The 26,028-nt window shown below is 54.1% G+C and carries 20 protein-coding genes and 1 pseudogene; 8 read left to right on the top strand and 13 right to left on the bottom strand.

Annotated elements, in window-relative coordinates:
• Positions 1-17 precede the first annotated feature (17 nt).
• The 4 genes from actP (at position 18) to FND52_RS12265 (ending at position 5,653) form a co-directional block, all read left to right on the top strand.
• Positions 18-1,655, top strand: a complete 1,638-nt coding sequence (gene actP / locus FND52_RS12280) for a cation/acetate symporter ActP (RefSeq protein ID WP_125294789.1) — start codon at positions 18-20, stop codon at positions 1,653-1,655.
• A 306-nt stretch (positions 1,656-1,961) separates the two neighbouring features.
• Positions 1,962-3,293, top strand: a complete 1,332-nt coding sequence (locus FND52_RS12275; protein WP_144131081.1) for an SLC5/6 family protein — start codon at positions 1,962-1,964, stop codon at positions 3,291-3,293.
• A gap of 25 nt (positions 3,294-3,318) precedes the next feature.
• Complete coding sequence (locus tag FND52_RS12270) at positions 3,319-4,629, top strand: L-cysteine desulfidase family protein (protein WP_144131079.1); 1,311 nt, start codon at positions 3,319-3,321, stop codon at positions 4,627-4,629.
• A 130-nt stretch (positions 4,630-4,759) separates the two neighbouring features.
• The gene (locus tag FND52_RS12265) at positions 4,760-5,653 is read left to right on the top strand and encodes a LysR family transcriptional regulator (RefSeq protein WP_125294727.1); all 894 of its coding nucleotides are present in this window, start codon (positions 4,760-4,762) and stop codon (positions 5,651-5,653) included.
• Between the two features lie 3 nt (positions 5,654-5,656).
• On the opposite strand, the gene FND52_RS12260 is transcribed toward FND52_RS12265, so the two are convergent.
• The 4 genes from FND52_RS12260 to soxR all read right to left on the bottom strand — a co-directional run bounded on the left by FND52_RS12260 (position 5,657) and on the right by soxR (position 10,521).
• The gene (locus FND52_RS12260; RefSeq protein WP_125294728.1) at positions 5,657-7,303 is read right to left on the bottom strand and encodes a Na+/H+ antiporter; all 1,647 of its coding nucleotides are present in this window, start codon (positions 7,301-7,303) and stop codon (positions 5,657-5,659) included.
• Positions 7,304-7,444: 141 nt separating this feature from the next.
• Positions 7,445-8,791, bottom strand: a complete 1,347-nt coding sequence (locus FND52_RS12255) for an NCS2 family permease (RefSeq protein ID WP_125294729.1) — start codon at positions 8,789-8,791, stop codon at positions 7,445-7,447.
• Positions 8,792-9,121: 330 nt separating this feature from the next.
• Positions 9,122-9,790 carry a glutathione S-transferase family protein gene (locus tag FND52_RS12250; RefSeq protein ID WP_144131077.1) on the bottom strand — a complete coding sequence of 223 codons (669 nt, stop codon included), beginning with the start codon at positions 9,788-9,790 and terminating at the stop codon, positions 9,122-9,124.
• Positions 9,791-10,056: 266 nt separating this feature from the next.
• Complete coding sequence (soxR, locus tag FND52_RS12245) at positions 10,057-10,521, bottom strand: redox-sensitive transcriptional activator SoxR (protein WP_125294731.1); 465 nt, start codon at positions 10,519-10,521, stop codon at positions 10,057-10,059.
• Between the two features lie 83 nt (positions 10,522-10,604).
• On the opposite strand from soxR, the pseudogene soxS reads away from it, so the two are divergent.
• Positions 10,605-10,922 (top strand): annotated as a pseudogene (gene soxS / locus FND52_RS12240) (superoxide response transcriptional regulator SoxS); the annotation flags it as partial.
• Here soxS and FND52_RS12235 read toward each other — a convergent pair.
• Both FND52_RS12235 and FND52_RS22040 read right to left on the bottom strand, forming a co-directional pair.
• Positions 10,919-12,523 (bottom strand): EAL domain-containing protein, encoded by a 1,605-nt coding sequence (locus FND52_RS12235; RefSeq protein ID WP_144131075.1) that lies wholly within the window; start codon positions 12,521-12,523, stop codon positions 10,919-10,921. The pseudogene soxS and the gene FND52_RS12235 overlap by 4 nt on opposite strands.
• Before the next feature lie 288 nt (positions 12,524-12,811).
• Complete coding sequence (locus tag FND52_RS22040; RefSeq protein ID WP_125294734.1) at positions 12,812-14,209, bottom strand: GGDEF domain-containing protein; 1,398 nt, start codon at positions 14,207-14,209, stop codon at positions 12,812-12,814.
• Between the two features lie 569 nt (positions 14,210-14,778).
• Between FND52_RS22040 and FND52_RS12225 the strand changes: the two genes are divergently transcribed.
• Positions 14,779-15,057, top strand: a complete 279-nt coding sequence (locus FND52_RS12225; RefSeq protein ID WP_125294735.1) for a YjcB family protein — start codon at positions 14,779-14,781, stop codon at positions 15,055-15,057.
• A gap of 32 nt (positions 15,058-15,089) precedes the next feature.
• Here the strand turns inward: FND52_RS12225 and FND52_RS12220 are convergent, their stop codons facing one another.
• Together FND52_RS12220 and ssb1 are read right to left on the bottom strand one after the other, a co-directional pair.
• The gene (locus FND52_RS12220) at positions 15,090-15,434 is read right to left on the bottom strand and encodes a hypothetical protein (protein ID WP_144131073.1); all 345 of its coding nucleotides are present in this window, start codon (positions 15,432-15,434) and stop codon (positions 15,090-15,092) included.
• 242 nt (positions 15,435-15,676) lie between these two features.
• Positions 15,677-16,216: a single-stranded DNA-binding protein SSB1 gene (gene ssb1, locus FND52_RS12215; RefSeq protein ID WP_144131071.1), complete on the bottom strand. Its 540-nt coding sequence runs from the start codon at positions 16,214-16,216 to the stop codon at positions 15,677-15,679.
• Between the two features lie 260 nt (positions 16,217-16,476).
• Between ssb1 and uvrA the strand changes: the two genes are divergently transcribed.
• The gene (gene uvrA, locus FND52_RS12205) at positions 16,477-19,311 is read left to right on the top strand and encodes an excinuclease ABC subunit UvrA (RefSeq protein WP_125294738.1); all 2,835 of its coding nucleotides are present in this window, start codon (positions 16,477-16,479) and stop codon (positions 19,309-19,311) included.
• On the opposite strand, the gene FND52_RS12200 is transcribed toward uvrA, so the two are convergent.
• From FND52_RS12200 to dnaB, 5 genes are all read right to left on the bottom strand, one after another.
• Positions 19,312-19,665, bottom strand: coding sequence for an MmcQ/YjbR family DNA-binding protein (locus tag FND52_RS12200; RefSeq protein WP_144131069.1), 354 nt, complete (start codon positions 19,663-19,665; stop codon positions 19,312-19,314).
• A 256-nt stretch (positions 19,666-19,921) separates the two neighbouring features.
• Complete coding sequence (gene aphA / locus FND52_RS12190; protein WP_125294740.1) at positions 19,922-20,635, bottom strand: acid phosphatase AphA; 714 nt, start codon at positions 20,633-20,635, stop codon at positions 19,922-19,924.
• A 207-nt stretch (positions 20,636-20,842) separates the two neighbouring features.
• Positions 20,843-22,036, bottom strand: coding sequence for an aromatic amino acid transaminase (gene tyrB / locus FND52_RS12185; protein ID WP_144131067.1), 1,194 nt, complete (start codon positions 22,034-22,036; stop codon positions 20,843-20,845).
• A 113-nt stretch (positions 22,037-22,149) separates the two neighbouring features.
• Positions 22,150-23,229: an alanine racemase gene (gene alr / locus FND52_RS12180; RefSeq protein WP_144131065.1), complete on the bottom strand. Its 1,080-nt coding sequence runs from the start codon at positions 23,227-23,229 to the stop codon at positions 22,150-22,152.
• A 153-nt stretch (positions 23,230-23,382) separates the two neighbouring features.
• Complete coding sequence (dnaB, locus tag FND52_RS12175; protein WP_125294743.1) at positions 23,383-24,789, bottom strand: replicative DNA helicase; 1,407 nt, start codon at positions 24,787-24,789, stop codon at positions 23,383-23,385.
• A 139-nt stretch (positions 24,790-24,928) separates the two neighbouring features.
• Here dnaB and FND52_RS12170 point away from each other — a divergent pair, with 139 nt between their 5' ends.
• Complete coding sequence (locus tag FND52_RS12170) at positions 24,929-25,912, top strand: quinone oxidoreductase (protein WP_125294744.1); 984 nt, start codon at positions 24,929-24,931, stop codon at positions 25,910-25,912.
• The last annotated feature ends 116 nt before the right edge of the window (positions 25,913-26,028 follow it).

Here is a 26,028-nt window from a genome sequence, read left to right as displayed (position 1 = left end):
AACGTTTTCATTCATTGATGGGGATGGCGCTGCTGGGGTTATCCACCAGCACACTGGCCGCCGATGCGCTAACCGGCGATGTTCAACGCCAGCCGACCAACTGGCAGGCGATTATCATGTTTATCGTGTTCGTGGCCTTTACGTTAGGGATCACCTACTGGGCCTCGAAACGTACCCGCACCCGTAGCGATTATTATACGGCGGGCGGCAACATCACCGGTTTCCAGAACGGCCTGGCGATTGCTGGCGACTATATGTCGGCGGCGTCGTTTCTCGGGATTTCGGCGCTGGTGTTTACCTCCGGCTACGACGGGCTGATCTACTCGCTGGGCTTCCTGGTAGGCTGGCCGATTATCCTGTTCCTGATTGCGGAACGCCTGCGTAACCTCGGTAAATACACCTTTGCCGACGTGGCTTCTTATCGTCTGAAGCAGGGGCCGATCCGCGTACTGTCGGCGTGCGGTTCGCTGGTGGTGGTGGCGCTGTATCTGATCGCCCAGATGGTGGGCGCAGGCAAGCTGATCGAACTGCTGTTCGGCCTGAACTACCACATCGCGGTGGTGCTGGTCGGCGTGCTGATGGTGATGTACGTGCTGTTTGGCGGCATGCTCGCTACCACGTGGGTGCAGATCATCAAAGCGGTACTGCTGCTGTTCGGCGCAAGTTTTATGGCCTTTATGGTGATGAAACACGTCGGCTTTAGCTTCAATAATCTGTTCAGCGAAGCCATGGCGGTGCATCCGAAAGGCGCAGCGATCATGAGCCCGGGCGGGCTGGTGAAAGACCCGATTTCCGCGCTGTCGCTGGGGCTGGGGCTGATGTTCGGTACCGCGGGTCTGCCACATATCCTGATGCGCTTCTTCACCGTGAGCGACGCCCGCGAAGCGCGTAAGAGCGTGTTCTACGCCACCGGCTTTATGGGTTACTTCTACATCCTGACCTTTATTATCGGCTTCGGCGCAATCATGTTAGTGGGTGCCAACCCGGTATTTAAAGATGCCACCGGCGCGCTGATCGGCGGCAACAACATGGCGGCGGTCCATCTGGCGAACGCCGTGGGCGGCAACTTGTTCCTCGGCTTTATCTCGGCGGTGGCCTTCGCCACGATTCTGGCGGTGGTCGCCGGGCTGACGCTGGCGGGCGCATCGGCGGTATCGCACGATCTGTACGCCAACGTGTTCCGTAAAGGCGCGACCGAGCGCGATGAACTGCGGGTCTCCAAAATCACGGTGCTGGTACTGGGCGTGATCGCTATCCTGCTGGGCATCCTGTTCGAGAAACAGAACATCGCCTTCATGGTGGGCCTGGCGTTCTCCATCGCGGCGAGCTGTAACTTCCCGATCATTCTGCTGTCGATGTACTGGTCGAAACTGACCACGCGCGGCGCGATGATTGGCGGCTGGCTGGGCCTGCTGACGGCGGTGATCCTGATGATCCTCGGCCCGACCATTTGGGTACAGGTTCTCGGCCACGCCGCACCGGTATTCCCGTATGAATACCCGGCGCTGTTCTCGATTCTGGTGGCGTTTGTCGGGATTTGGGTATTCTCGATTACCGATAACAGCGCAGAGGGCAATCTGGAACGCGAAAAATTCCGCGCCCAGTTTATCCGCTCGCAAACCGGTATTGGTATCGAGCAGGGGCGCGCGCACTGATATTGCGCACCTGGTAACCGAAGCAAGGGAGCCGCAAGGCTCCCTTCATGGTTACAGGCTGCAAAAAGGAACATAATTCATTTGTGATTCGCATCAAATTAAGAAAATCCTTCTCAAACCCTCCCTGAACAGAGAAAGATATTATTCGATACAGGATATTATCCGAATCAGTTTGCAAAGTTTTTCTCTGACGCCGCGCGTATTATTTCCTCATTCTAATGACTCGCCTGCAAATTACGTATCGCATATCGCCTCGATGCGACACGAACAATAAAAAACCCTACTTATCTGGTAAGCGAGTTCTCTATGGAAACGGCAACGAATAATAGCGTAATACGCGGAGTCACGAGTCCAGCGGCTCGGGCTGGAATGACCGAAAGTGAATGGAAAGCAGCCATAAAATTCGACAGCACGGACACCGGCTGGGTCATTATGAGCATCGGCATGGCTATTGGCGCTGGCATTGTTTTTCTTCCGGTTCAGGTGGGATTAATGGGCCTGTGGGTCTTTTTACTCTCTTCCGTTATTGGCTATCCGGCCATGTACTTATTTCAGCGGCTGTTTATTAACACCCTTGCTGAATCCCCGGAATGCAAAGACTACCCCAGCGTTATCAGCGGATATCTGGGTAAAAACTGGGGGATATTATTAGGTGCGCTTTATTTTTTGATGCTGGTGATTTGGATGTTCGTTTATTCCACGGCAATCACCAATGACAGCGCCTCTTATCTGCATACCTTTGGCGTCACCGAAGGGCTGATGTCGGACAACCCGTTTTATGGACTGGTGCTGATTTGTATTCTGGTCGCCATCTCATCGCGCGGTGAGAAGCTGTTGTTTAAGATTTCTACCGGCATGGTATTAACCAAGCTGCTGGTGGTGGCTGCACTGGGTATTTCTATGGTCGGCATGTGGCATTTATATAATATCGGCGCGTTACCGCCGGTCGCGCTGCTGATTAAAAATGCGATTATTACGCTCCCCTTTACGCTGACCTCGATTCTGTTTATTCAAACGTTAAGCCCGATGGTGATTTCCTATCGGTCACGCGAAAAGTCCATTGAGGTTGCGCGCCATAAAGCGCTGCGCGCGATGAATATCGCGTTTGGTATTCTGTTTGTCACCGTCTTTTTCTATGCCGTTTCATTCACTCTGGCGATGGGCCATGACGAAGCGGTAAAAGCCTATGAGCAAAATATTTCCGCGCTGGCGATTGCCGCCCAATTTATTAGCGGCGCAGGCGCAGGCTGGGTGAAAGGGGTCAGCGTGATCCTGAATATTTTCGCGGTAATGACGGCTTTCTTTGGTGTCTACCTGGGTTTTCGCGAAGCGACCCAGGGGATTGTGATGAATATTCTGCGTCGCAAAATGCCTGCTGAACGCATCAATGAAGATTTAGTGCAACGCGGCATTATGCTGTTCGCCATTTTACTGGCCTGGAGCGCAATTGTACTCAATGCGCCGGTGTTGAGCTTCACCTCTATCTGCAGCCCTATCTTCGGGATGGTGGGATGCCTGATCCCGGCCTGGCTGGTCTACAAAGTTCCCGCCCTGCATAAATATAAGGGGATATCGTTATATCTCATTATTGTCACCGGGCTGCTGCTTTGCGTTTCTCCGTTCCTGGCTTTCTCCTGATCGCGTGTAATTTAAGGTTGTTGTTATGTCTGAGATTTTATTAAACCCGTTATGGCAGCGTTTTATCGAGGTTGTGCAGGAAGAAGTGAAACCCGCACTGGGTTGTACGGAGCCGATCTCGCTGGCCCTGGCGGCAGCGGTCGCGGCGGCCAGGCTCGACGGGAAAGTTGAGCGCATTGAGGCGTGGGTTTCACCTAACCTGATGAAAAACGGTATGGGCGTCACGGTTCCCGGCACCGGTATGGTTGGGCTACCCATTGCGGCGGCGCTCGGGGCGCTGGGCGGTGACGGCAAGGCAGGGCTTGAAGTGCTTAAAGGCGCGTCAGCCGCGGCAATTGACGCAGCAAAAGCCATGTTGAACGCCGGTAACGTCGCCGTGAAGTTGCAGGAGCCGTGTCACGACATTCTCTTTGCGCGCGCTAAAGTCTACAGCGCAGACGCGTGGGCCTGTGTGACGATTGCCAGCGGGCATACCAATATTGTGCGCATCGAAACCCATCAGGGCGTGGCGTTTTCTCACGACACGCGGGTGCAGGACGACGATCGGGCGTCCGTGCTGGCGGTGCTGTCCACGACATCGCTGAAAGAGATACTGGCGTTTGTGAACCATGCGCCCTTCGAATCGATACGTTTTATTCTCGATGCGGCAAGGTTGAACGGTGCGTTATCCCAGGAAGGATTACGCAGCGCCTGGGGATTACACATCGGCGCAACGCTGAAAAAACAGTGCGCGCGCGGCCTGCTTTCTGACGATCTTTTGACGGCGATTCTGATCCGTACCAGCGCGGCTTCCGATGCCCGCATGGGCGGCGCAACTTTACCCGCGATGAGTAACTCCGGTTCGGGCAATCAGGGCATTACCGCTACCGTTCCCGTCATGGTGGTGGCCGAATATTTTGGCGCGGATGACGAGCGTTTAGCACGTGCGCTGATGCTCTCCCATCTCAGCGCCATTTATATTCACCATCAGTTGCCTCGCTTATCGGCGTTATGCGCCGCCACCACCGCGGCAATGGGCGCAGCGGCAGGCATGGCATGGCTGGCGGAGGGGAGCTATGACACCATCGCCATGGCGATCGGCAGCATGATTGGTGATGTCAGCGGAATGATTTGCGATGGTGCCTCCAACAGCTGTGCGATGAAGGTCTCCACCAGCGCCGCCGCTGCATGGAAAGCGGTACTGATGGCGCTGGACGGTACGGCGGTCACGGGCAACGAAGGCATTGTGGCGCAGGACGTTGAGCAATCCATCTCAAATCTGTGTGCGCTGGCCTGTCATTCCATGCAGCAAACCGACAAGCAGATTATTGAAATCATGGCGCATAAAGCGCATTAACCCCTGCAAGCCCCGCTGTCAACGGCGGGGCTTTTTCATTGCCCTCATGCGCCAGCGCTTGATACCCCTCCCATTCACGCGTTGATAAATAGCGTAAACTTAAGAAAAATCCCTAAAGGCCCGATCTTCTATGGATATCAAAACGCTGCGTTATTTTGTTGAAGTGGTGAGACAGCAAAGTTTTACCCGCGCGGCGCAGAATCTGTATGTTACCCAGCCAACCATCAGCAAAATGCTGCGCAATCTGGAAGATGAGCTTAGCTGCACGCTGCTGATCCGTGATGGCCGCAAGCTGCTGCTGACCGATACCGGTAAAGTGGTTTATGAACGAGGGATCGCCATTCTCGCGGAATTTCGCCAGCTGGAGGCCGAGCTTAGCGATATCCATCACCTCGATAAAGGTACGCTGCGCCTGGGTATTCCGCCCATGGTGGGTATGCTGATGGCGGGGCCAATCGGCTTGTATCGCCAGCGCTATCCCGGCGTGGAGCTGAAGATTTCCGAGTTCGGCAGTCTGACCGTTCAGCAGGCAGTGATGAACGGCGAACTGGATTTAGCCATGACTGCCCTGCCAGTTGAAGAAGAGCATCATTTCGCTACCCTGCCGCTGTTCAGCCATCCGCTGTGCGTGCTGGCTCCCCGCTCCGGCGAGTGGGTAAAGCGCGATTTTGTCGAGCCAAAAGCGCTGTCCGGCCATCCGCTGTTGATTTACAACGAAGACTTCTCGCTCAGCCGCCAGCTTATGCAGCTGTTCGCCACGCTCGGCATGAATCCCCATATCGCGGTACGCAGCGGGCAGTGGGATTTTTTGGCGGCGATGGTGCAGGCGGGCGTGGGGATTGCGATTTTACCGGAGCCGATCTGCCGCAAGCTGGACAGCACCCTCCTCACCTGGATGCCGCTGCGCAGCCCATTGCGCTGGGAGTTGGGGATGATTTGGCGTGAAGGGGTGTATCTTTCCCACAGCGCTCAGGCCTGGCTGCACTGCTGCAAAGAGTACTGGCCAGCCGCCGCTGGCCAGTAAGGTTTAATGCTTCTCGATAAGCAGGGCTTCCAGCAGATCGAGATCGTGCAGCAGTTTTTGCAGCGTATCGTTGCTGATTTGCCGGGTGGCGCGCAAATGGTACAGCTCCGCGCGTTCTGAACGCAGCGCGGCAAGGCGGAACCGGCGCTCCAGATTCTCTTCCAGCGCGCTGTTCTCGGCATCGCTGCGCCCGTCGGCCCGGCGGCGCAGATTACCAATCACCCGCGCACTCACCTCTTTCAGTAGCTGGGTATCGATGTTTTCATTGACGTCCGCCGCCATGCGCTCCTCTTTTTTCTGGATAGCGACAATCGCCACTTCCGCCGTCACTGAACGCGCCAGACGCTCCTCTTCCCGCGCTTTCGCCTGATCGGTCACTTCCACGTGCTGAAGCAGGATCGGCAGCATAATCACGCCGACAAACAGAGAAATCAGGATCACGCCCGCCGCCAGGAAAATCAGCTCATAACGCGCCGGGAACGGCGTGCCGTCGGCCAGCAACAGCGGAATTGACAGCACACCCGCCAGAGTGATGGCCCCGCGCACGCCCGCGAAAGCGGCAATCAGCAGATCGCGGGTTTTCCATGCGCCAAACTCCATCGGTTTTTTCTTCAGGAAGCGACGGCTGAAGTGCTTCATCACCCACAGCCAGGCGAAGCGCACCAGAATGAGCGCCGCGTAGATGATGAAGATATCAAGGAACAGCATCCACACTTCAACATTGGGATCGGCTTCGGCAGCAGTCAGCGAGGTCTCAAGAATGCCGGGCATTTGCAGGCCGAGCATCAGGAACACCATGCCGTTAAACACAAACTCCAGCATCGACCAGACGCTGTTGGCGCGCAGGCGCATCGCCAGCGGCGCACGGCGCATCACGCCGGAACGGGTGATGGTCATCCCGGCGGCCACGGCGGCCAGAATGCCAGATACGCCAATATGTTCGGCAATCAGATAAGAGGCAAACGGCAGCAGGAATAGCAGCACGATTTGCGTGGCGGGCTCATCGCCGCCCCAGCGGCTCAGCCAACGCAGCGAGCGACCATACAGCCAGGCGACAGCGATACCGGCCAACAGGCCGCCCACCGCCACTTTCATAAACTCAACCGTCGCGCCGCCCACGGTAAACACCATGGTGCCCATCGCCACCGCCACGGCAAACTTCAGGGCCACCAGGCCGGAGGCGTCGTTCATTAACGCTTCGCCCTGCAAAATCCCCATGATTTTTTTGGGTATTCGTCCTTCGCCAACGATGCCTGACAGCGCGACCGCATCGGTGGGCGACAGCACGGCGGCCAGCGCAAAAGCGGGTATCAGCGGGATGCCCGGCACCATCCAGTAAATCAGGAAACCGATCCCGACCACGGTGACCAGCACCAGCGCCAGCGCGAGGCCGATAATCTCCCGGCCATGGTCGAGAAATTCGCGGGTCGGCGTTTTCCAGCCGTCGGCAAACAGCAGCGGCGGGATAAACAGCACCAGAAACAGTTCCGGATTAAAGTCCACATGCAAACCAAACGTCGGCCAGGCGAGCAAGGCACCTATGGCGATTTGCATTAACGGAAGGGGAACCTGGAAGGGAAGTACCCGGGTAACGACCCCGGAGAGCGAGACCACAAGGGTCATGATAAGAATGGTAAAGAAAATTTCCATGCTGTCCTTGAATGCGGTGATGCCTGTCGAAAAAAGAGACTCCTCAGATAATAGAACATCGACACCAACAAAAAGGAAACAGGATGTGCCTTAAAAACAAAAACGGGCCAAATCAGGCCCGTTTGTCGGAAAGCATGAGGATTAAATCGCCCAGCCGCCCGCGTAGAACGCCACCAGCGCGATAGCAATAATCACGGTGCCGATATTGAGCTTGCGCCACTCGCCGGAGACCACACGACCAATCACCAGCGATGCGAAGCCAATCATGATGCCGGTTACGATGTTACAGGTCAGCACGATAAACACGGCGGTGATCAGGCCGGACATAGCGTCAACGAAATCGGCGAAATCGATTTTCGCCACGTTGCTCAGCATCAGCAGGCCGACATACATCAGCGCAGGCGCAGTCGCGTAAGCGGGCACCAGGTAAGAGAGCGGAGACAGGAACAGGATCAGCAGGAACAGCACGCCAACGGTGATTGCCGTCAGGCCGGTTTTGCCGCCCGCCGCGGTACCCGCTGCGGATTCGATATACACCGCGGCAGGCGCTGCGCCCACCAGACCGGAGAACACACTGCTCAGGGAGTCGGTGGTCAGTGCTTTGCCGCCATCGATAATCTGCCCGTCTTTATCCAGCAGGTTTGCCTGGCCGGCTACCGCGCGGATAGTCCCGGTAGCATCAAACACCGCCGTCATTACCAGCGCCAGTACGCTTGGGATCACTACCGGGTTCAGCGCGCCCATGATGTCCAGGCTGCCGATCAGCGAGTTGCCGTTTTCATCGCTCAGCGACGGCATGGCGAACAGGCCGGAGAACTTCACGCTCGGGTCGAAAATCAGGCCAACGATAGAAACGCCAATGATGGTCAGCAGAATGCCGCCCGGCACTTTCAGTTTCTCAAGACCAATGATCACCGCCAGGCCAATCAGCGACATGATCACCGGGAAGCTGGCGAAGTGGCCCAACGCTACCGGCAAGCCGTCCAGCGGGTTTTTGATCACCAGGCCCACGCCGTTCGCGGCAATCAGCAGCAGGAACAGGCCGATACCGATACCGGTACCGTGCGCGATGCCCTGCGGCAGGTTGCGTAAGATCCAGCTACGGATGCCGGTGGCGGAAATAATGGTAAACAGCACGCCCATCAGGAACACCGCGCCTAAGGCGACCGGCACGCTGATTTGCTGGCCAAGCACCAGGCTGAACGCGGTAAAGGCGGTTAAGGAGATGGCGCAACCGATAGCCAGCGGCAGGTTTGCCCACAGGCCCATCAGTAATGAACCGATACCGGCAACCAGACAGGTGGCAACGAAAACGGCGGCTGGCGGAAAGCCCGCTTTACCCAGCATGCCCGGAACCACGATAACGGAATAGACCATGGCCAAAAAGGTGGTGAGGCCTGCAACGATTTCCTGACGAACGGTACTGCCGCGTGCAGAAACCTTAAACCAGGCATCAAGCGAGCCGGTACGCGCAGATGGCGTAGACATAGAAACTTCCCCTGAGAATTTTTGTAGTTCGTTCTTATGCGCGGTGGACAACCCGCTGCCAGCTAAACGTCAGATCCCTGTGCTCAATGAGTGACAAATAGGAGGGGTCACAATAAGCAAACGTTTAGCTCCGCGCATAGAAAACGGTGCGTAAAGTTAAGGCAAACGATTATCCAGCCTTGTGACGGGGTTTTTCAACTTAACTTTGCCGCTTTTCGCGAAAAATTCATCCAGGTGATGATTTCTTCACCGACAAATGCGCAAACGTTATCGTCGATGCGCAAAGCCATAACAAAATCCGCTCAATATGTTATGGCCATGAATGCGGAATTAGCCGCCGGGCAGAGAAAAAGGCCCGCCTTTGGTGATGGCGCGCTGCCAGGCCGGTCGCTGTTCGAAACGCTGCTTCCAGCGCTGAAGGTTGGGCAAATTATCGATCCCGCCCCGGGTCAGCAGCGCAATGACGGGAAAACTCATCTGGATATCCGCCATGCTAAACCGATCCCCGGCAAACCATTCGCGGCCTTCAAGCGATTGCTCGATAAATTGCGCATGGGTAGCGAGCTGCTTATTCAGATAGCCTTTCTGCACCCCCTGCCCTAACAGCTTACCCACGGTACGAAAGCCAAACGGTACCGGCGGTTTACCAAGGCTGGCGAATACCAGTTTCATCATCAGCAGCGGCATCAGCGATCCCTCTGCGTAGTGCAGCCAGAAGCGGTAATCGATTTTTCCCTGCGCATCGGCAGGCTTGAGTTGCCCCTGGGTATCGTAGGTTTCCTGCAGGTATTCCAGGATTGCACCGGATTCCGCCAGCACAAAGCCTTCATCTTCCAGCACCGGTGATTTGCCCAGCGGGTGCACTTTTTTTAGCGCAGGCGGTGCCATCATCGTGGGTTCACGCTGATAGCGAACGATCTGGTAGGGCAAATTCAGCTCTTCCAGCGCGCAAAGGATACGCTGCGATCGGGAGTTATTCAGATGATGCACGGTTAGCATGGCAATTTCTCATCGCGAGTGGGTGAATTTAACTATAGAAAATTGCGGCAAGTTGTCGCAAAAGTTAGTGCGAAAAATCGCCAGAATGGCTGGAAGAAACAGGGACCGGGGATATACTGAAATTATCGGTGCAAGCCGGAACCTCCTGAAAGACTACGATTGAGGAGCGCCGACGTCGGGGGAAACCCTCCCGTGAGAAAGCGGGATACTGATAAAGACAAAGACCGGAACCAAACTAAAGCGCCGCAGTTGGCGCTTTAGTTTTTTTAGTGCTCGCTGTCCTCCAGCAATCGCGCGCCAGTCCCTTCCTGCCCCAGCCGATCCTCCGGGTTACGCAACGGGCAGTCGCTACGCGACAGGCAGCCGCAGCCGATACAACCATCCAGTTCATCGCGTAACGACGTTAGCGTCTGGATCCGTCGATCGAGTTCTTCCCGCCAGCGTGACGAAAGCTGTTGCCACTCTTTCGGACTGATGGAATGCCCTTCAGGCAATACGCTGAGCGCCTGGTTAATGGTGGCGAGCGGGATACCGATCCGCTGAGCAATTTTAATGATCGCCACATAGCGCAGCACGTCACGCTTATAGCGCCGCTGGTTTCCCGCATTGCGGGTACTTTTTATCAGCCCTTTGCTCTCATAAAAATGCAGCGCGGAAACCGCGACGCCGCTGCGTTTTGCCACTTCACCGGGCGTCAGAAAGGGTTTAATGCGCGGTTTTTTCTTCTCCATAACGCTTTACCTCAAGTTAACTTGAGGAATTATACTCGCCGACAATGAGAACGACTATCGATAACTTACGATAAGGGGCGCTTATGTCACATCCGGAAATTATCAGCACACTGATTGAATGGATCGATGAGCATATTGACCAACCGCTGAATATCGACGTGGTGGCGAAAAAATCAGGTTATTCAAAATGGTATTTACAGCGGATGTTTCGCACCGTGATGCGGCAGTCGCTCGGGGAGTATATTCGTCAACGCCGGTTATCGATGGCGGCAGAAGCGCTGCGTAATACGCGGCGGCCTATTTTTGATATCGCGATGGATCACGGTTACGTTTCACAGCAGACCTTTTCACGCGTTTTCCGTCGGGAATATGACATTACGCCGACCGACTACCGGCTTCAGACCAGAGTCGCGGGATTAGCTTCCCGTAATAACGTTTTAACTTCAGGCTCGTATACCCAGCTAATGAGCTCATGAGGCGACATCGCCTTCGCGAAATACCACCCCTGACAGAACTGCACGTTACGCTTTAACAGCCAGCTAATTTGCTCAGGGGTTTCCACCCCTTCGGCAATAATCTTCAGGCGCAGGCTTTGCGCCATTTCAATAATATGTTCCACGATCAAATGGCTGGTGCTGTTGGTGGTCAGCGTATCGATAAAGGTTTTATCGATTTTCAGCATATCGACATTCAGCGAGTACAGATTGTGAAGGTTGGAATAGCCGGTACCAAAATCATCGATGGCGATTTCAAAGCCTGAGCGGCGGAAGGCCTGCACCACCGGCGCGGTTTTGGTCACGTCAATGACGCCGCGCTCGGTGACTTCAATTTTGATTTGCTGGGCTTTAACGCCAAATTGACGGTTCTTTTGTTCAATCAGGGCAATCAGCCGCGCAGAGTGGAAATCGGATGCGGACAGGTTGATAGAAATGTAAAGCTCCGGATGGGCCGCCAGAAATGTGCCCAGATCCTGATACAACTCTTCAATAACGTAATCGGTGACCCGGGCAATCAGCCCCTCTTTTTCCGCCAGCGGAATAAATTCAACCGGGCTCATTACCGGGCCATTAAATCCCGGCCACCGCAATAGCGCTTCAGCGCCAACGCAGGTACCGTTTTTAATGTCGACTATTGGCTGATAATGAAGACAAAGCTGACGCTTTTGCAGTGCGCGCTGTAGCATACGGGCAGGCGAATTAAACTGCTGACGAGTACGTGACCACATCAGAAGAATAATCACGCTGCAGATTAACCCCAGCGGCAGTGTCAGGGTAATTTGATGATACCATTCCTGAAAAATACGTTGCGAACTGGTCGAGACAATAATAGCAATCGGGCGGACGCTGGATTGGGCAATCGTATAATAGCGATCGCCCACCTGAAAGTGACTGTCTTTATTACGGATTAGCTGGTCGAATAGTTTTGCGTCGGCTTGCTGGCTTAGCGAAAAGAATTGTTTCGTCACGGTGTCAAACAAGCCAAATTGCAAATGACTATCCGTGGACATGACTTCACTATAGGAAAGGGGATTCACTACCGCGACATAATTCCCTTTGCGCATATAAACCATTTTATGGCCGGAATAAAATGGCGTATCACGATAATAATAAATCGCAATATTGGTGCTACGTGTATAATTTGCGGCATCCATGATCCAGTGTTGCTTCATGGTCATGGCCGTCGAACATTGAAATTCATCTTCACTGGCATAAATCAAATCAGCCACATAAAGATGGCCCCGCACGATATTCAGCATATTCGCCCGATGGTCCGCAGTGCATATTAAACCAGGCCAGGTGAGCGCTTCTTCGCGAGCGGAATCAACGTCTTTGATAACAATTTCGGTTTTGTCGAGTACTAATTGCGCAAACGCGTGGAGGTGTTCACGGGTATCACTAATTGCGCGCAGATGAGCTAACCACAGGGCAAGCGCGACAGGAAGCAGCACCACGAGTGTAATGCCTGCCAGTCGTAACGCGTTTTTTCGTGCCCTGAAATTCATCGTGATCTCATATCCCTGCTGTTTGTGCCTGCCTGGTGATGAATAGACACTCTCCAAACAGGCGTTACGTTGCATGAATAACGGAACATTAGCAACAGGATTTTATTATCACAGAATATAATTTCTTAACCTGTTCAGGTTATTCACAGGTTTTACCGAAAAAAAAGCGTTAATTTATCTTAAGTGCGTTATTTTCGCTGTTTAACGGTAACCTTAATTACATCTAATTAAATTTTAATAATTAAAACACCTGAATTGTCTGTGGATTATCCACTACGGGCTGAGTGGTTAACAAATGTCTCCAGGCCGAACGCAAACTGTACGGCTGCGCCCGGTATGTTTAGCCTGGTAAAGGGCTTTGTCTGCTTCAGTAAGCACCTGCGAAAGGATCAACGTTTTCCCTTTTACAGCCAGCGCCCCTGCACTAAAAGACAACGTGACGGGTTGTTCATTAAGCAATAAGGGTGTCGTTATCAGCGTTTCACGAAGTTGTGTGGTAAACGTTACCGCATCATCACAATCTGCTTCTTTAAGTATCACCAGGAACTCTTCACCGCCTAAGCGGCCCACATAAAACTCCGGGAAACGGCAGGCGCGCATACAATCACAAAAATGGCGTAAGGCTTTGTCGCCTGCGGCATGCCCCCATGAATCATTAATTCGCTTAAAATAATCCAGGTCGATCATTAAAACGGCAAACGGATCGCCTGTCGTGGCGTCAAGTTCACTCTCTAACTTCTTAAGTATTTCTGCACGATTGAGACACTGAGTTAAATCGTCAATAGTGGCTTTTAGCGTCAATATTCTTTCGGCCTGCTTACGCGCGGTAATATCTAACCCGATATTCAGGACGCTATTATCAGGTAATAATATATTAGCCCAGAGCGTGGTTAACATCGTACCGTCACGTCGCAAAGGGTGCCATTCCTTCATCGCGGTCAGCGGGCTGGTATTAACGGATTCCCTCACGTCACTGCGAATCGCCGGGTCGGGATAAAACAGCGCTAACGGATCCTGGGCCTGGTTAATCTCATCTATTGTCCATCCAAACACTCTTTCACATTCACCGTTCCAGAGAGTGCAACGACCATTTCTGTCGAATGAATTCATCAGCACCGGCGCTCGCTCAAACAATATTTTATATTGTTCGGAAATTTGCTGGAGTTCCTGAAAGGCAAATTCACGAGCAGATTGCTCGAGTAAATAATCTCGCAGCTTGTCTGCCAGAATCGTCACGCCATGTTTGAGAATAGTAATCGACGGCAGGGTATGCTGATAAGCTAAAAAAAGCCAGGCGGTAGAGGCATAATCGCGCAGCGGCAATTTGCATAAAATTCCGGTTTGCAGTTGCCCGAAGGGCATATCCAGGCCCGGATAAAACAACTCTCCCACGCCTTGTGACCATGAAAGAATACGCCAGGCATAGGGATGCTCAATGATACGAGGGTGCAACAAGACCTGGCACGCCTGAGCATAGCCGTCTTCCCTCTCACCCGTATGGTGGACCTGAAGCTCCCCGTCACGCTCAATGGCAATCCAGGTAACAGAACTGCCCAACGCGTGTTGAATATCACCAACGATATCCTGTAATGAACGATGCGGTAAAAGTTGCGGAATGACCTGGGTCAGGATACGCAATACCTGTGCGCCATCGCCCAGAAGATTGTGTTTTTGTGCAGTATTCATTTTTTATCATTTTCACATGTTGTTGAAAATAAAAATAATAAACACTTATCTGCAATGAATAATTCAATTCAACGCAACGCGAAAGACAGAATTTAATGGGCGAAACAAACACACGTTGATGTGTAAAATTAAAATGACATCAATTATTAAAGCCCATTTAAATCAGGGAGTTGAATTATTTATTACACATAAAGACGAGTTTGCAGTCAAGCATAATGCACGACCACAGTTATGTAAATATTAAACAAATGTTATCTGCCATAACTTTATTCACTATTTCAGCCAGCAGTCAGGAAATAAATACGACAAAAGGGTGAGTTTTAATTACTGAATGGAATAACGCTTCGCTTAAGCCAACCCTTATTCCTTAATAATAACAGGGTTATTAAAGACTAAAAAAAGTTGCGCTTCGATCTGGCTAATAAAAGAACAAATGTGATATAGTTCACATATCAGATGCAACTTTGGCATTTGCGTTCATTGTTAAAAACCCCACGCTTTTTAGCCACCCTCCGGGAGCATTGCCTCCTGTGCTGAAAGCGTTGCCTTTATTTAAAGGAATCAGTGATATGGCTACCCTGACTACTGGCATCGTGATGATGCGCTGGCAAATTGTCAGCGCTGTGATGATGTTTCTTGCCAGCACCCTGAATATTCAATTTCGTAAATCTGATTATGCAGTGCTGGCGGTAATCAGCAGCGGAATAGGCATTGCCGCATCCTGTGCATTTGCCACGGGTTTGCTGGGTTTGTCTATTGATTTTGTGGCGACATGGACCCACGTCAAGGATGTCATGTGGGATGTCCTCAGTAAAACGCCGCCCGAGTGGCCGATGATCCTGACCTGATTTTCCAGCCTCTGCTTTGCAGAGGCTTTTTTTTACATGCAACCTGCACAGCTGGTACAACGCCAGTCCTGCTTGTTAACCGCTTTCCAGAAAGCCCGATAATTTTCTTCATCCAGTGGGATAGCGTTATCAAAAAAGCAATCCGTTAGCCATTCAACATTTTCGAGTATCCATTCATCTTCAGGCAACCCATCTGCGAAAGTTTCATCATCGGGATCGATAATGGAATAGATTCCCCGAGTGCCCATATCTTTTTCGCGGCGAGATTCAGGCAGTTCGACTGACCGCCCTTCAAAGGTAATTATCCAGTGGCCATGACAAAGCAAATTGCCGCGGCGGCTCCATTCTGCTTTAAATCGATTGGTAGCGATATTCATCCGGTCTCCCTGTGGCATTTAAATATATAAAGCCCTTTATTTTGTGGGAGTGAGTTTCGCATCAGATCATTAAGGCGAAAATCCTAACAAAGAGGTAGGCATTAACGGCAGGAGAGTAACAGAGATTTTTAAATAGCGGTGGGAAGACCAGGATTGAACATTATTATTGATGCATTTGCCTGAGAGAAATAAAAAACCCGCAATAAATATTGCGGGCCTGGTATTTGTTGCCTGATGTCACATCAGAACGGGATATCGTCGTCGAAATCCATCGGCGGTTCATTGTTAGACTGCGCCGGAGCCTGCTGCTGCGGACGAGATTGCGCGCCGCCGCTGAACTGGCCGCCCTGAGGCTGCTGCTGCTGCGGTTGCTGAGGCTGGCCCCAACCGCCCTGCTGCTGACCGCCACCTGCCGGTGCGCCGCCGCCCTGGCGTCCACCCAACATCTGCATAACGCCGCCAATTTGCGGAACGTTAATCTCGGTGGTGTAACGCTCCTGGCCGGACTGATCGGTCCATTTGCGGGTACGCAACTGGCCTTCAATATAGACCTGTGAGCCTTTACGCAGATATTCACCAGCGACTTCCGCCAGTTTGCCGAACATCACAACGCGGTGCCATTCGGTCTGCTCTTTCATCTCGCCGGTCTGCTTGTCGCGCCAGGAGTCGGAGGTAGCCAGCGTGAAGTTAGCGACTGCGCCGCCACTCGGCAAATAGCGTACTTCCGGGTCCTGACCCAGATTACCAACGAGAATAACCTTGTTTACGCCTCTGCTGGCCATGAATCACTCTCCTGAAGGGTTTCTAAATAGTGTAAACGCGCGATTGTACCATCACAAAGCCGCAGTTTGATAGCTGCGAGCATTGTTCCAGAAAAAATCGCCGGGGCGTCATTTTTGCACAAATCGCTGTAAGATGCATTCCAATACTGTATATCCATTCAGGTTAAATTGTGTCATAATTAGCCGTTTCTGACAGCCGGTTCTCTTTTCTTGCGCAACATGAAAGACCAGGCAAACAGCGTTTCTACCGGGAAAGGTGAATGGATAAGATAGAAGTACGGGGCGCCCGCACCCACAATCTCAAGAATATCAATCTCGTCATCCCCCGCGACAAGCTTATTGTCGTGACAGGGCTGTCGGGCTCAGGCAAATCCTCACTGGCTTTTGACACTTTGTATGCCGAAGGGCAGCGTCGCTACGTCGAATCGCTGTCGGCGTATGCGCGTCAATTCCTGTCGCTGATGGAAAAACCGGATGTCGACCATATCGAGGGGCTGTCCCCTGCGATTTCGATCGAGCAAAAATCGACGTCGCATAACCCGCGCTCCACGGTGGGTACCATCACTGAAATTCACGATTACCTGCGTCTGCTGTTTGCCCGCGTCGGCGAACCGCGCTGCCCGGACCACAACGTCCCGCTGGCGGCGCAAACCGTCAGCCAGATGGTGGATAACGTGCTGTCGCAACCGGAAGGCAAACGCCTGATGCTGCTGGCACCGGTGATCAAAGAGCGTAAAGGCGAACACACCAAAACCCTGGAAAACCTGGCGAGCCAGGGGTATATCCGCGCCCGTATTGACGGTGAGGTGTGCGATCTTTCCGATCCGCCAACTCTCGAACTGCATAAAAAGCACACCATTGAAGTGGTTATCGATCGATTCAAAGTGCGCGAAGATCTGGCGCAGCGTCTGGCGGAATCGTTTGAAACCGCGCTGGAACTCTCCGGCGGCACGGCGATGGTCGCAGATATGGACAACCCCGACGCGGAAGAGATGCTGTTTTCAGCTAACTTCGCCTGCCCGGTATGCGGCTACAGCATGCGCGAGCTGGAACCGCGCCTGTTTTCGTTCAACAACCCGGCGGGCGCATGCCCGACCTGCGATGGGCTGGGCGTGCAGCAATATTTCGACCCGGATCGCGTGGTGCAGAACGGCGAGCTGTCGCTGGCAGGCGGCGCTATCCGCGGCTGGGACCGCCGTAACTTTTACTACTTCACCATGCTGCGTTCCCTGGCCGATCACTACAAATTCGACGTGGAAACCCCGTGGAATGAACTGAGCGCGACCGTGAAGAACGTAGTGCTCAACGGTTCCGGCCGGGAAACCATCGAATTTAAATACATGAACGATCGCGGTGATACCTCCGTGCGCCGCCATCCGTTTGAAGGCGTGCTGCACAATATGGAGCGCCGCTATAAAGAAACCGAGTCCTCCGCCGTGCGTGAAGACCTGGCGAAATTTATCAGCAACCGCCCCTGCGCCACCTGCGAAGGCACCCGCCTGCGCCGTGAATCGCGCCACGTATTTGTTGAAAACACGGCGTTGCCGACCATCTCTGATATGAGCATCGGTCACGCCATGGACTTTTTCACCAATCTGAAACTGTCCGGCCAGCGCGCGAAAATTGCTGAAAAAGTACTGAAGGAGATTGGCGATCGTCTGAAATTCCTGGTGAACGTCGGCCTCAACTATTTAACGCTTTCCCGCTCGGCGGAAACCCTGTCCGGCGGCGAAGCCCAGCGTATTCGTCTGGCGAGCCAGATCGGCGCGGGCCTGGTGGGCGTCATGTACGTACTGGATGAGCCGTCAATCGGCCTGCACCAGCGCGATAACGAACGCCTGCTGGAAACGCTGATCCACCTGCGCGATCTCGGTAACACCGTGATTGTGGTGGAGCACGACGAAGATGCGATTCGCGCCGCCGACCATATTATTGATATCGGTCCCGGTGCGGGCGTGCACGGCGGCCAGGTCGTGGCTGAAGGCACCATGAAAGACATCATGGCGGTTAAGGAGTCGCTGACCGGCCAGTACCTGAGCGGCAAGCGGGAAATTTCGGTACCGAAGCAGCGCATACCGGCAGATCCGGCGAAAGTGCTTAAGCTCGTGGGCGCGAAAGGTAACAACCTGAAAGACGTGACGCTGACGCTGCCGGTGGGGCTGTTTACCTGTATTACCGGGGTATCCGGCTCGGGTAAATCGACGCTGATCAACGATACGCTGTTCCCGATTGCCCAGCGCCAGCTTAACGGCGCGACAATCGCTGAACCTGCGCCGTATCGCGAAATCCACGGTATGGAGCATTTCGATAAAGTTATCGATATCGATCAGAGCCCGATTGGCCGAACTCCACGATCCAACCCGGCGACCTATACCGGCGTGTTTACGCCGGTGCGCGAGCTGTTTGCCGGCGTGCCGGAATCGCGCTCTCGCGGCTATACGCCGGGGCGTTTCAGCTTTAACGTGCGTGGAGGCCGCTGCGAAGCCTGCCAGGGCGACGGGGTGATTAAGGTAGAGATGCACTTCCTGCCGGATATCTACGTGCCCTGCGACCAGTGCAAAGGCAAACGCTATAACCGCGAAACCCTGGAAATTAAGTACAAGGGCAAGAGCATTCATGAAGTGCTGGATATGACGATTGAAGACGCGCGTGCGTTCTTCGACGCGGTGCCCGCGCTGGCGCGTAAGCTGCAAACCCTGATGGACGTGGGGCTGTCCTACATCCGGCTTGGTCAGTCCGCCACCACGCTGTCCGGCGGCGAGGCCCAGCGCGTGAAGCTGGCGCGCGAGCTGTCGAAGCGCGGTACCGGCCAGACGCTGTATATCCTTGATGAACCCACTACCGGCCTGCATTTTGCCGACATCCAGCAGTTGCTTGACGTATTGCACCAGTTACGCGATCAAGGCAATACCATTGTGGTGATTGAACACAACCTGGACGTCATTAAAACCGCAGACTGGATTGTGGATCTGGGGCCGGAAGGCGGCAGCGGAGGCGGCGAAATTCTGGTGTCAGGCACGCCGGAAACCGTTGCTGAATGCGAAGCCTCTTATACGGCGCGCTTCCTGAAACCGATGCTTCCAAAATCTCGCTAGTTATACTGACAATTGCTGCCTGACCTGTTCAGGCAGCAACGTCACCGCCTGCTGATAGGATGCGTCAATCAGATAGTAAATTTGCGACGCGGGCAGGCTGCCATCCAGATATACCGTGCTCCAGTGCGCCTTATTAAGGTGGGCGCTGGGAAACACGTCTTCATGTTTTTGACGCAGCAGCTCGGCCAGTTCCGGGCTGGTTTTTAACGAAACCGCTGGCCGCTGATTCACATCGTGAACCATAGCGAACAGCACATCCACCAGCTTGATTTGTGTTGCTTTCCAGTCGCTATGAACGCTCTGCTCCGCGCCCGCTTTCTTCATGCAATAATCCAGTAAATCCGAGTTCGTCATTGTGGTTCCCCTAACCAAATTCCCTGCCATGTACCGAGTTGTACACGCCCATTGTTAACTGGCAGCAGGGGTTTAGCCCGTAACGTTAGCGTTTGCTGCCACCACATCCACCCTCGCCTTAATTAATTCAGGCTCTGTTAAGTGTGCAGCAAGGTGCCAAAAGGTAAACCTGGAATGGCGCATTTGATGAAAAAAACAGCAAAAAAACCATGAGATCCCTTTCCGCAACCATAGCGGCGCTGATGCGGCAGAAAATTCAATATTCAGAATTCACGATCACTTCTTCACCGAAAGAGCCTGCGGCTGGTGCAGGACGATAGGTGGAGTTAGAAGCGCGCAAGATGCGAATGGCGCGGATGCCGCTTTCGCGCGCGGCGGAGATATCGTTATCGGAGTCACCGTAAAACATTTTGATCTGCTTATCGTGTATCCACTGCGTTTTGGTGTTTTGTCCCTTCTTCTCCCCGGCAAAAATGACAGGATGCATATTTGCGCCAGGAATATGAAAAATATCCTGTAAAGTTTTGCTCAGGGTTTCCGTTTTAGTCTGACTACGGCCAGTAATAAAGTAGATACTGTCACCGCGTTTTATATGAAGGGAAATCAGTTCACGCGCCACTTCTTTCGGAATGCTGAATTCATCCCAGCCGTTGTTCATCTTTTCCCAGAATGCAGGATTTTTTAGATAGGCCTGGCTACCTGGAGAATACAGACGTTGTCCGCGCCAGAATCCGGGGCTGGAGAACAGCACGGTATCATCGATATCAAAACCAACGGCGAACGGCTCACGGCCTAACAGGCTATTTTCAATTTGCGCGATCGATACCCAATGAATCGGTGCCTGATGCGCGAGTTTAGTGACATTCGTCCCGGGATAAAGCGGCGACGGCACGGAGGCTCGCGTCACGACGGACTGGCTTAGCGTCAGCGCGGCGAGCGCGAGGCTAACGATCAGTGTGAGCTTGCGCATACCTTTCCCTTTGTTATCAGGTTGTTATTGTGTGATCGGAGCAGTTGCTCAAAATAGTAGCGACCATAACCGCCAATGCGCGCAGCGCCAAGATTTATTTCACGAAGATGTTCGGGAAAAAGGCGAGGATCACAAACTAAAAAGGACAGACGGAAACCGTGCTGTCCTTTTAACGGATACGTAACGTATCAAATAAATAGTGAGTACTTACATTACGGCGGCAAAGGCCTTAGCGACGCGTTGCACGTTACGGGTATTTAATCCGGCAACGCACATGCGGCCACTGGCAATCAGGTAAATACCGAATTCATCGCGCAGGCGATCCACCTGGGCCGCGCTTAGCCCGGTATAGCTGAACATACCGCGTTGTTGCAGCAGGTAATCAAAATTACGGGCTGGCATGGCGTCTTTCAGTACGTCTACCAGCGCCTGGCGCATTGCCAGGATGCGGATGCGCATCGCTTCCACTTCCGACAGCCAGTTAGCTTTCAGTTCGTCATCGCCCAGCACCATCGCCACCACCTGCGCGCCGAAATTCGGTGGGCTGGAATAGTTGCGGCGCACGGTGGCTTTCAGCTGGCCCAGCACGCGTCCGGCGGTTTCTGCATCTTCACAAACAATCGACAGGCCGCCCACGCGTTCGCCATACAGTGAGAAGATTTTGGAAAACGAATTGCTGACCAGTGCCGGCAAACCCGCGCTGGCGATGGCGCGAATCGCATAAGCATCCTGCTCCATACCTGCACCAAAGCCCTGATAAGCGATATCGAGGAAGGGGATCACTTCGCGGGCTTTCAGTACCTCAACCACGGCATCCCACTGCTCATTATTCAGATCGGAACCGGTCGGGTTATGGCAGCACGGGTGCAACAGCACAATGCTGCGCGCAGGTAGCGTGCTCAGTTTTTCCAGTAGCGCGTCGAAACGTACGCCTTTGGTGTCGTTATTAAACCAAGGGTAAGTACTTACTTCGAATCCCACGCCTTCAAAGATGGCGACGTGGTTTTCCCAGGTTGGGTCACTCACCCATACGCCAGAATCAGGAAAGTAGCGTTTCAGGAAATCCGCGCCGACTTTCAGCGCGCCGGAACCGCCCAGGGTCTGAATGGTCGCCACGCGCTGTTGCTGAAGCACCGGATGGTCTGCGCCAAACAGCAGCGGTGCGATGGTGTGACGATAGCTGTTCAGCCCTTCCATTGGCAGATACAGCGATGCGCCATGCGGTTGCGCGTTCAGGCGCTCCTCAGCTTTGGCGACAGCCTGCAACTGCGGAATGATGCCTTCTTCATTGTAATAAAGCCCGATGCTCAGGTTCACTTTATCGGCACGAGGATCTTCTTTGAAACGCTCCATCAAAGAGAGAATGGGGTCGCCCGCATAGGCGTCAACTTTTTGAAACACGCTGAGGTACTCCTGGTTTACGGTGTGGTCGCTTTACACAATAAACCGGAGGCTACGGGAGATCGAGAGGAAGTTTGCAAAGCCGTTTCCCTGTATAGAAACGGCCTGGCGTATTAATCGAGATAGCGCGTCGCCATGCGCGGCGTCAGACGGGTAATAAGTTCGTAAGCACTTACATTTGTCATTGCGGCGATGCGTTCGACGGGCAATCCCTCACCCCACATCACCACGCCATCACCAACCTGGTCCTGCGCATCAGGGCCGAGATCGACGCAAATCATATCCATCGCCACGCGCCCGACGATGGGTACTTCACGACCGTTAACCAGCACAGGCGTACCGGACGGGGCGCTGCGCGGATAGCCATCGCCGTAGCCCAGCGCAATCACCCCCAGCCGGGTATCGCGCTCGCTAACCCAGGTACCGCCGTAGCCTACCGGTTCGCCCGCTTTATGCTGGCGCACGGCGATCAGGCTGGAGGTGAGCGTCATCACCGGTTTAAATCCGAAGTCTTCGCCCCAGGGTTTGTTATCCAGCGGCGAGACGCCGTAAAGAATAATGCCCGGACGCACCCACTCAAGATGGGATTGCGGCCACAGCAGGATACCGCCCGACGCGCCAATCGAGCGCTGGCCCGGCTTTCCTTCGGTAAAATGGTTAAAGATGGCAAGCTGCTTTTCGGTCGCGCCGCATTCCGGTTCATCGGCACGGGCGAAATGGCTGGCGATATTCACCGGCTGGCGCACGTTTTTACAGGCGCAAAGCCGGGCATAGAATGCCTCGGCATCTTCCGGCAACACGCCCAGACGATGCATTCCGGTGTCCAGTTTCATCCAGACGGTGACGGGTTCATCCAGCGCCGCCTGTTCCAGCGCCGCCAGCTGCGCGTCGTTATGCACCACCGTGTGGAAGCCTTCGCGGGAGATAGCCGGCAGATCGTCGGCATTGAAGAAGCCTTCCAGCAGCAGGACAGGCTGTTTGATGCCCCCTTCCCGCAAGCGCAGCGCTTCTTCCAGACGGGCAACGCCAAATGCATCGGCGTCAGTTAGGGTGCGCGCGGTCTCCAGCAGACCGTGGCCATAGGCGTTTGCTTTCACAACCGCCACCATGCGACTGTCCGGAGCCAGTTCGCGCAGGCGTTGCAGGTTGTGTCGCAGAGCGCGGCGGTTAATCACTACGGTTGCCGCTTGCATGTTTATTCCTTTTTTCAGTCAACCCGGCAATTTGGCGTTATCGGCGCAGCGAGTTTGGGTGCGGCCAGCGCGCAGCCACCGGAGCGTACTGTAGTACGTGAGGATGGCGAGCACTGCCCAAGCCCAAAATCGCAAGCAAGATAGCCAAATTATTCATTCGTCGTCGTATTGGGGGCCCGCATAATTATCAAACCGCGACCACTGCCCGTTAAACGTCAGCCGCACCGTACCAATTGGCCCGTTACGCTGCTTACCAATAATGATTTCCGCGATCCCTTTCAGGTCGCTGTTCTCGTGATACACCTCATCACGATAGATAAACATAATTAAGTCGGCGTCCTGTTCGATGGAGCCGGATTCACGCAGGTCGGAGTTAACCGGGCGTTTATCGGCGCGCTGCTCCAGCGAGCGGTTAAGCTGGGAGAGCGCCACCACCGGCACCTGTAACTCTTTCGCCAGCGCTTTCAGCGAGCGGGAGATTTCGGCGATTTCCAGGGTACGGTTGTCGGACAGCGACGGCACGCGCATCAATTGCAGGTAGTCGATCATGATCATGCTTAACCCGCCGTGTTCGCGAAAAATACGCCGCGCGCGGGAGCGCACTTCGGTGGGCGTCAGGCCGGAGGAGTCATCAATATACATATTGCGCTTCTCAAGCAGAATGCCCATGGTGCCGGAAATCCGCGCCCAGTCCTCGTCATCCAGCTGGCCGGTACGGATGCGCGTTTGGTCCACGCGCGACAGCGATGCCAGCATACGCATCATAATCTGCTCGCCGGGCATCTCCAGGCTGAAAATCAGCACCGGTTTATCCTGCAACATAGCTGCGTTTTCACACAGGTTCATGGCGAACGTGGTTTTACCCATTGAAGGACGCGCCGCCACGATAATCAGGTCGGAACGCTGCAACCCGGCGGTTTTCTTATTCAGATCCTGATAGCCGGTATCCACCCCGGTCACGCCGTCATGCGGCTGCTGGTAGAGCGTTTCGATACGCGCCACCGTTGCCTCAAGGATCTGATCGATGCTTTTCGGGCCTTCGTCTTTATTGGCGCGGTTTTCGGCAATCTGGAACACTCGCGACTCCGCCAGGTCCAGCAGATCTTCACTGCTGCGCCCTTGCGGATCAAAACCGGCGTCGGCAATTTCATTAGCGACGGAAATCATGTCGCGCACCACCGCACGTTCACGCACGATGTCGGCATAAGCGCTGATGTTCGCGGCGCTCGGCGTGTTTTTCGATAACTCCGCCAGATAGGCGAAGCCGCCGACGCTATCGAGCTGCCCCTGCTGCTCTAACGATTCGGACAGCGTAATCAGGTCGATGGGCTTGCCCATCTCCTGCAAACGGTGCATTTCGGTAAAAATATGGCGGTGCGGACGGGTATAGAAATCCTCTGCCACGACGCGTTCGGCCACGTCATCCCAGCGTTCGTTATCCAGCATTAAACCACCCAACACCGACTGTTCCGCTTCAATCGAATGCGGGGGGATTTTCAACCCGGCGACTTGCGGGTCGCGAGGCTCAGTAGGTTTGTTGAAGGGTTTATTTCCTGCCATAGTGAATGGAGTTACCGAGTTAGATTAGGGGGACGGGCATTATATACCCTGGGGGAACAAGTTGCATCGCGCGCGCACCTGCGATGCTGCCTGATTTCACGGGATACCCGCGCCCAAACGATATGACAGCGGAGGATACATGGCAATACGCATTGAGTTTCAAAAGCATGGCGGCCCCGACGTGCTCAAAGCGGTTGAGTTCACCCCTGGCGACCCGGCGGAAAATGAGGTCCAGGTCGAGAATAAAGCCATCGGCATTAACTACATCGATACTTATATCCGTAGCGGATTGTATCCGCCGCCAGCGTTGCCCAGCGGGCTGGGAACCGAAGCCGCTGGCGTAGTGAGTAAAGTTGGTAAAGGCGTAACCCATATCAAAGCGGGGGATCGGGTGGTGTATGCCCAGTCGTCCCTTGGAGCCTACAGCGAAGTGCACAACGTGCCGGCGGATAAAGTCGCCCTGCTGCCCGACGCCATCTCTTATGAGCAGGCTGCCGCATCGTTCCTGAAAGGACTGACAGTGTTCTATCTGCTGCGCAAAACCTATGAAATCAAACCGGACGAGCCGTTCCTGTTCCATGCGGCAGCAGGCGGCGTAGGGCTGATTGCCTGCCAGTGGGCTAAAGCGCTGGGTTCAAAACTGATCGGCACCGTGGGTTCCGCACAAAAAGCGGAACGCGCCAAACAGGCGGGTGCCTGGCAGGTGATTAACTACAAGGAAGAGAGCATTGTCGAGCGGGTGCGCGAAATCACCGGCGGCAAAAAGGTGCGGGTGGTTTACGACTCGGTGGGCAAAGAGACCTGGGAAGCCTCGCTGGATTGCTTACAGCGCCGCGGCCTGATGGTCAGCTTCGGCAACGCTTCGGGGCCGGTAACCGGCGTCAATCTCGGCATTCTCAACCAGAAGGGTTCACTGTTTGTCACCCGCCCTTCGCTGAACGGCTACGTTACCAGCCGCGCCGAACTGGAAGAAGCCAGCAACGAGCTGTTCTCGCTGATCGCTAGCGGCGTGATTAAAGTGGATGTCGCGCCGGAACAGCGCTTTGCATTGAAGGATGCGCAGAAAGCCCATGAGACGCTGGAAAGCCGGGCAACCCAGGGTTCCAGTTTATTGATCCCTTAGAAAGAATTAGGGCTTCCCGCAGGAAGCCCTTTCTTTTTATAGTTCGCGCCGTATGTAGGGTACAGCTGCGATGAATTCATTAACCCGTGCATACTGACAGATTAACCCAGCAATTC

Origin of the sequence: Atlantibacter subterraneus, assembly GCF_007570865.1 — a bacterium.
Classification (GTDB): domain Bacteria; phylum Pseudomonadota; class Gammaproteobacteria; order Enterobacterales; family Enterobacteriaceae; genus Atlantibacter; species Atlantibacter subterraneus.
The sequence above is the reverse complement of the archived record's forward strand: the minus strand, read 5'-3'. Positions and strand labels throughout refer to the sequence as shown.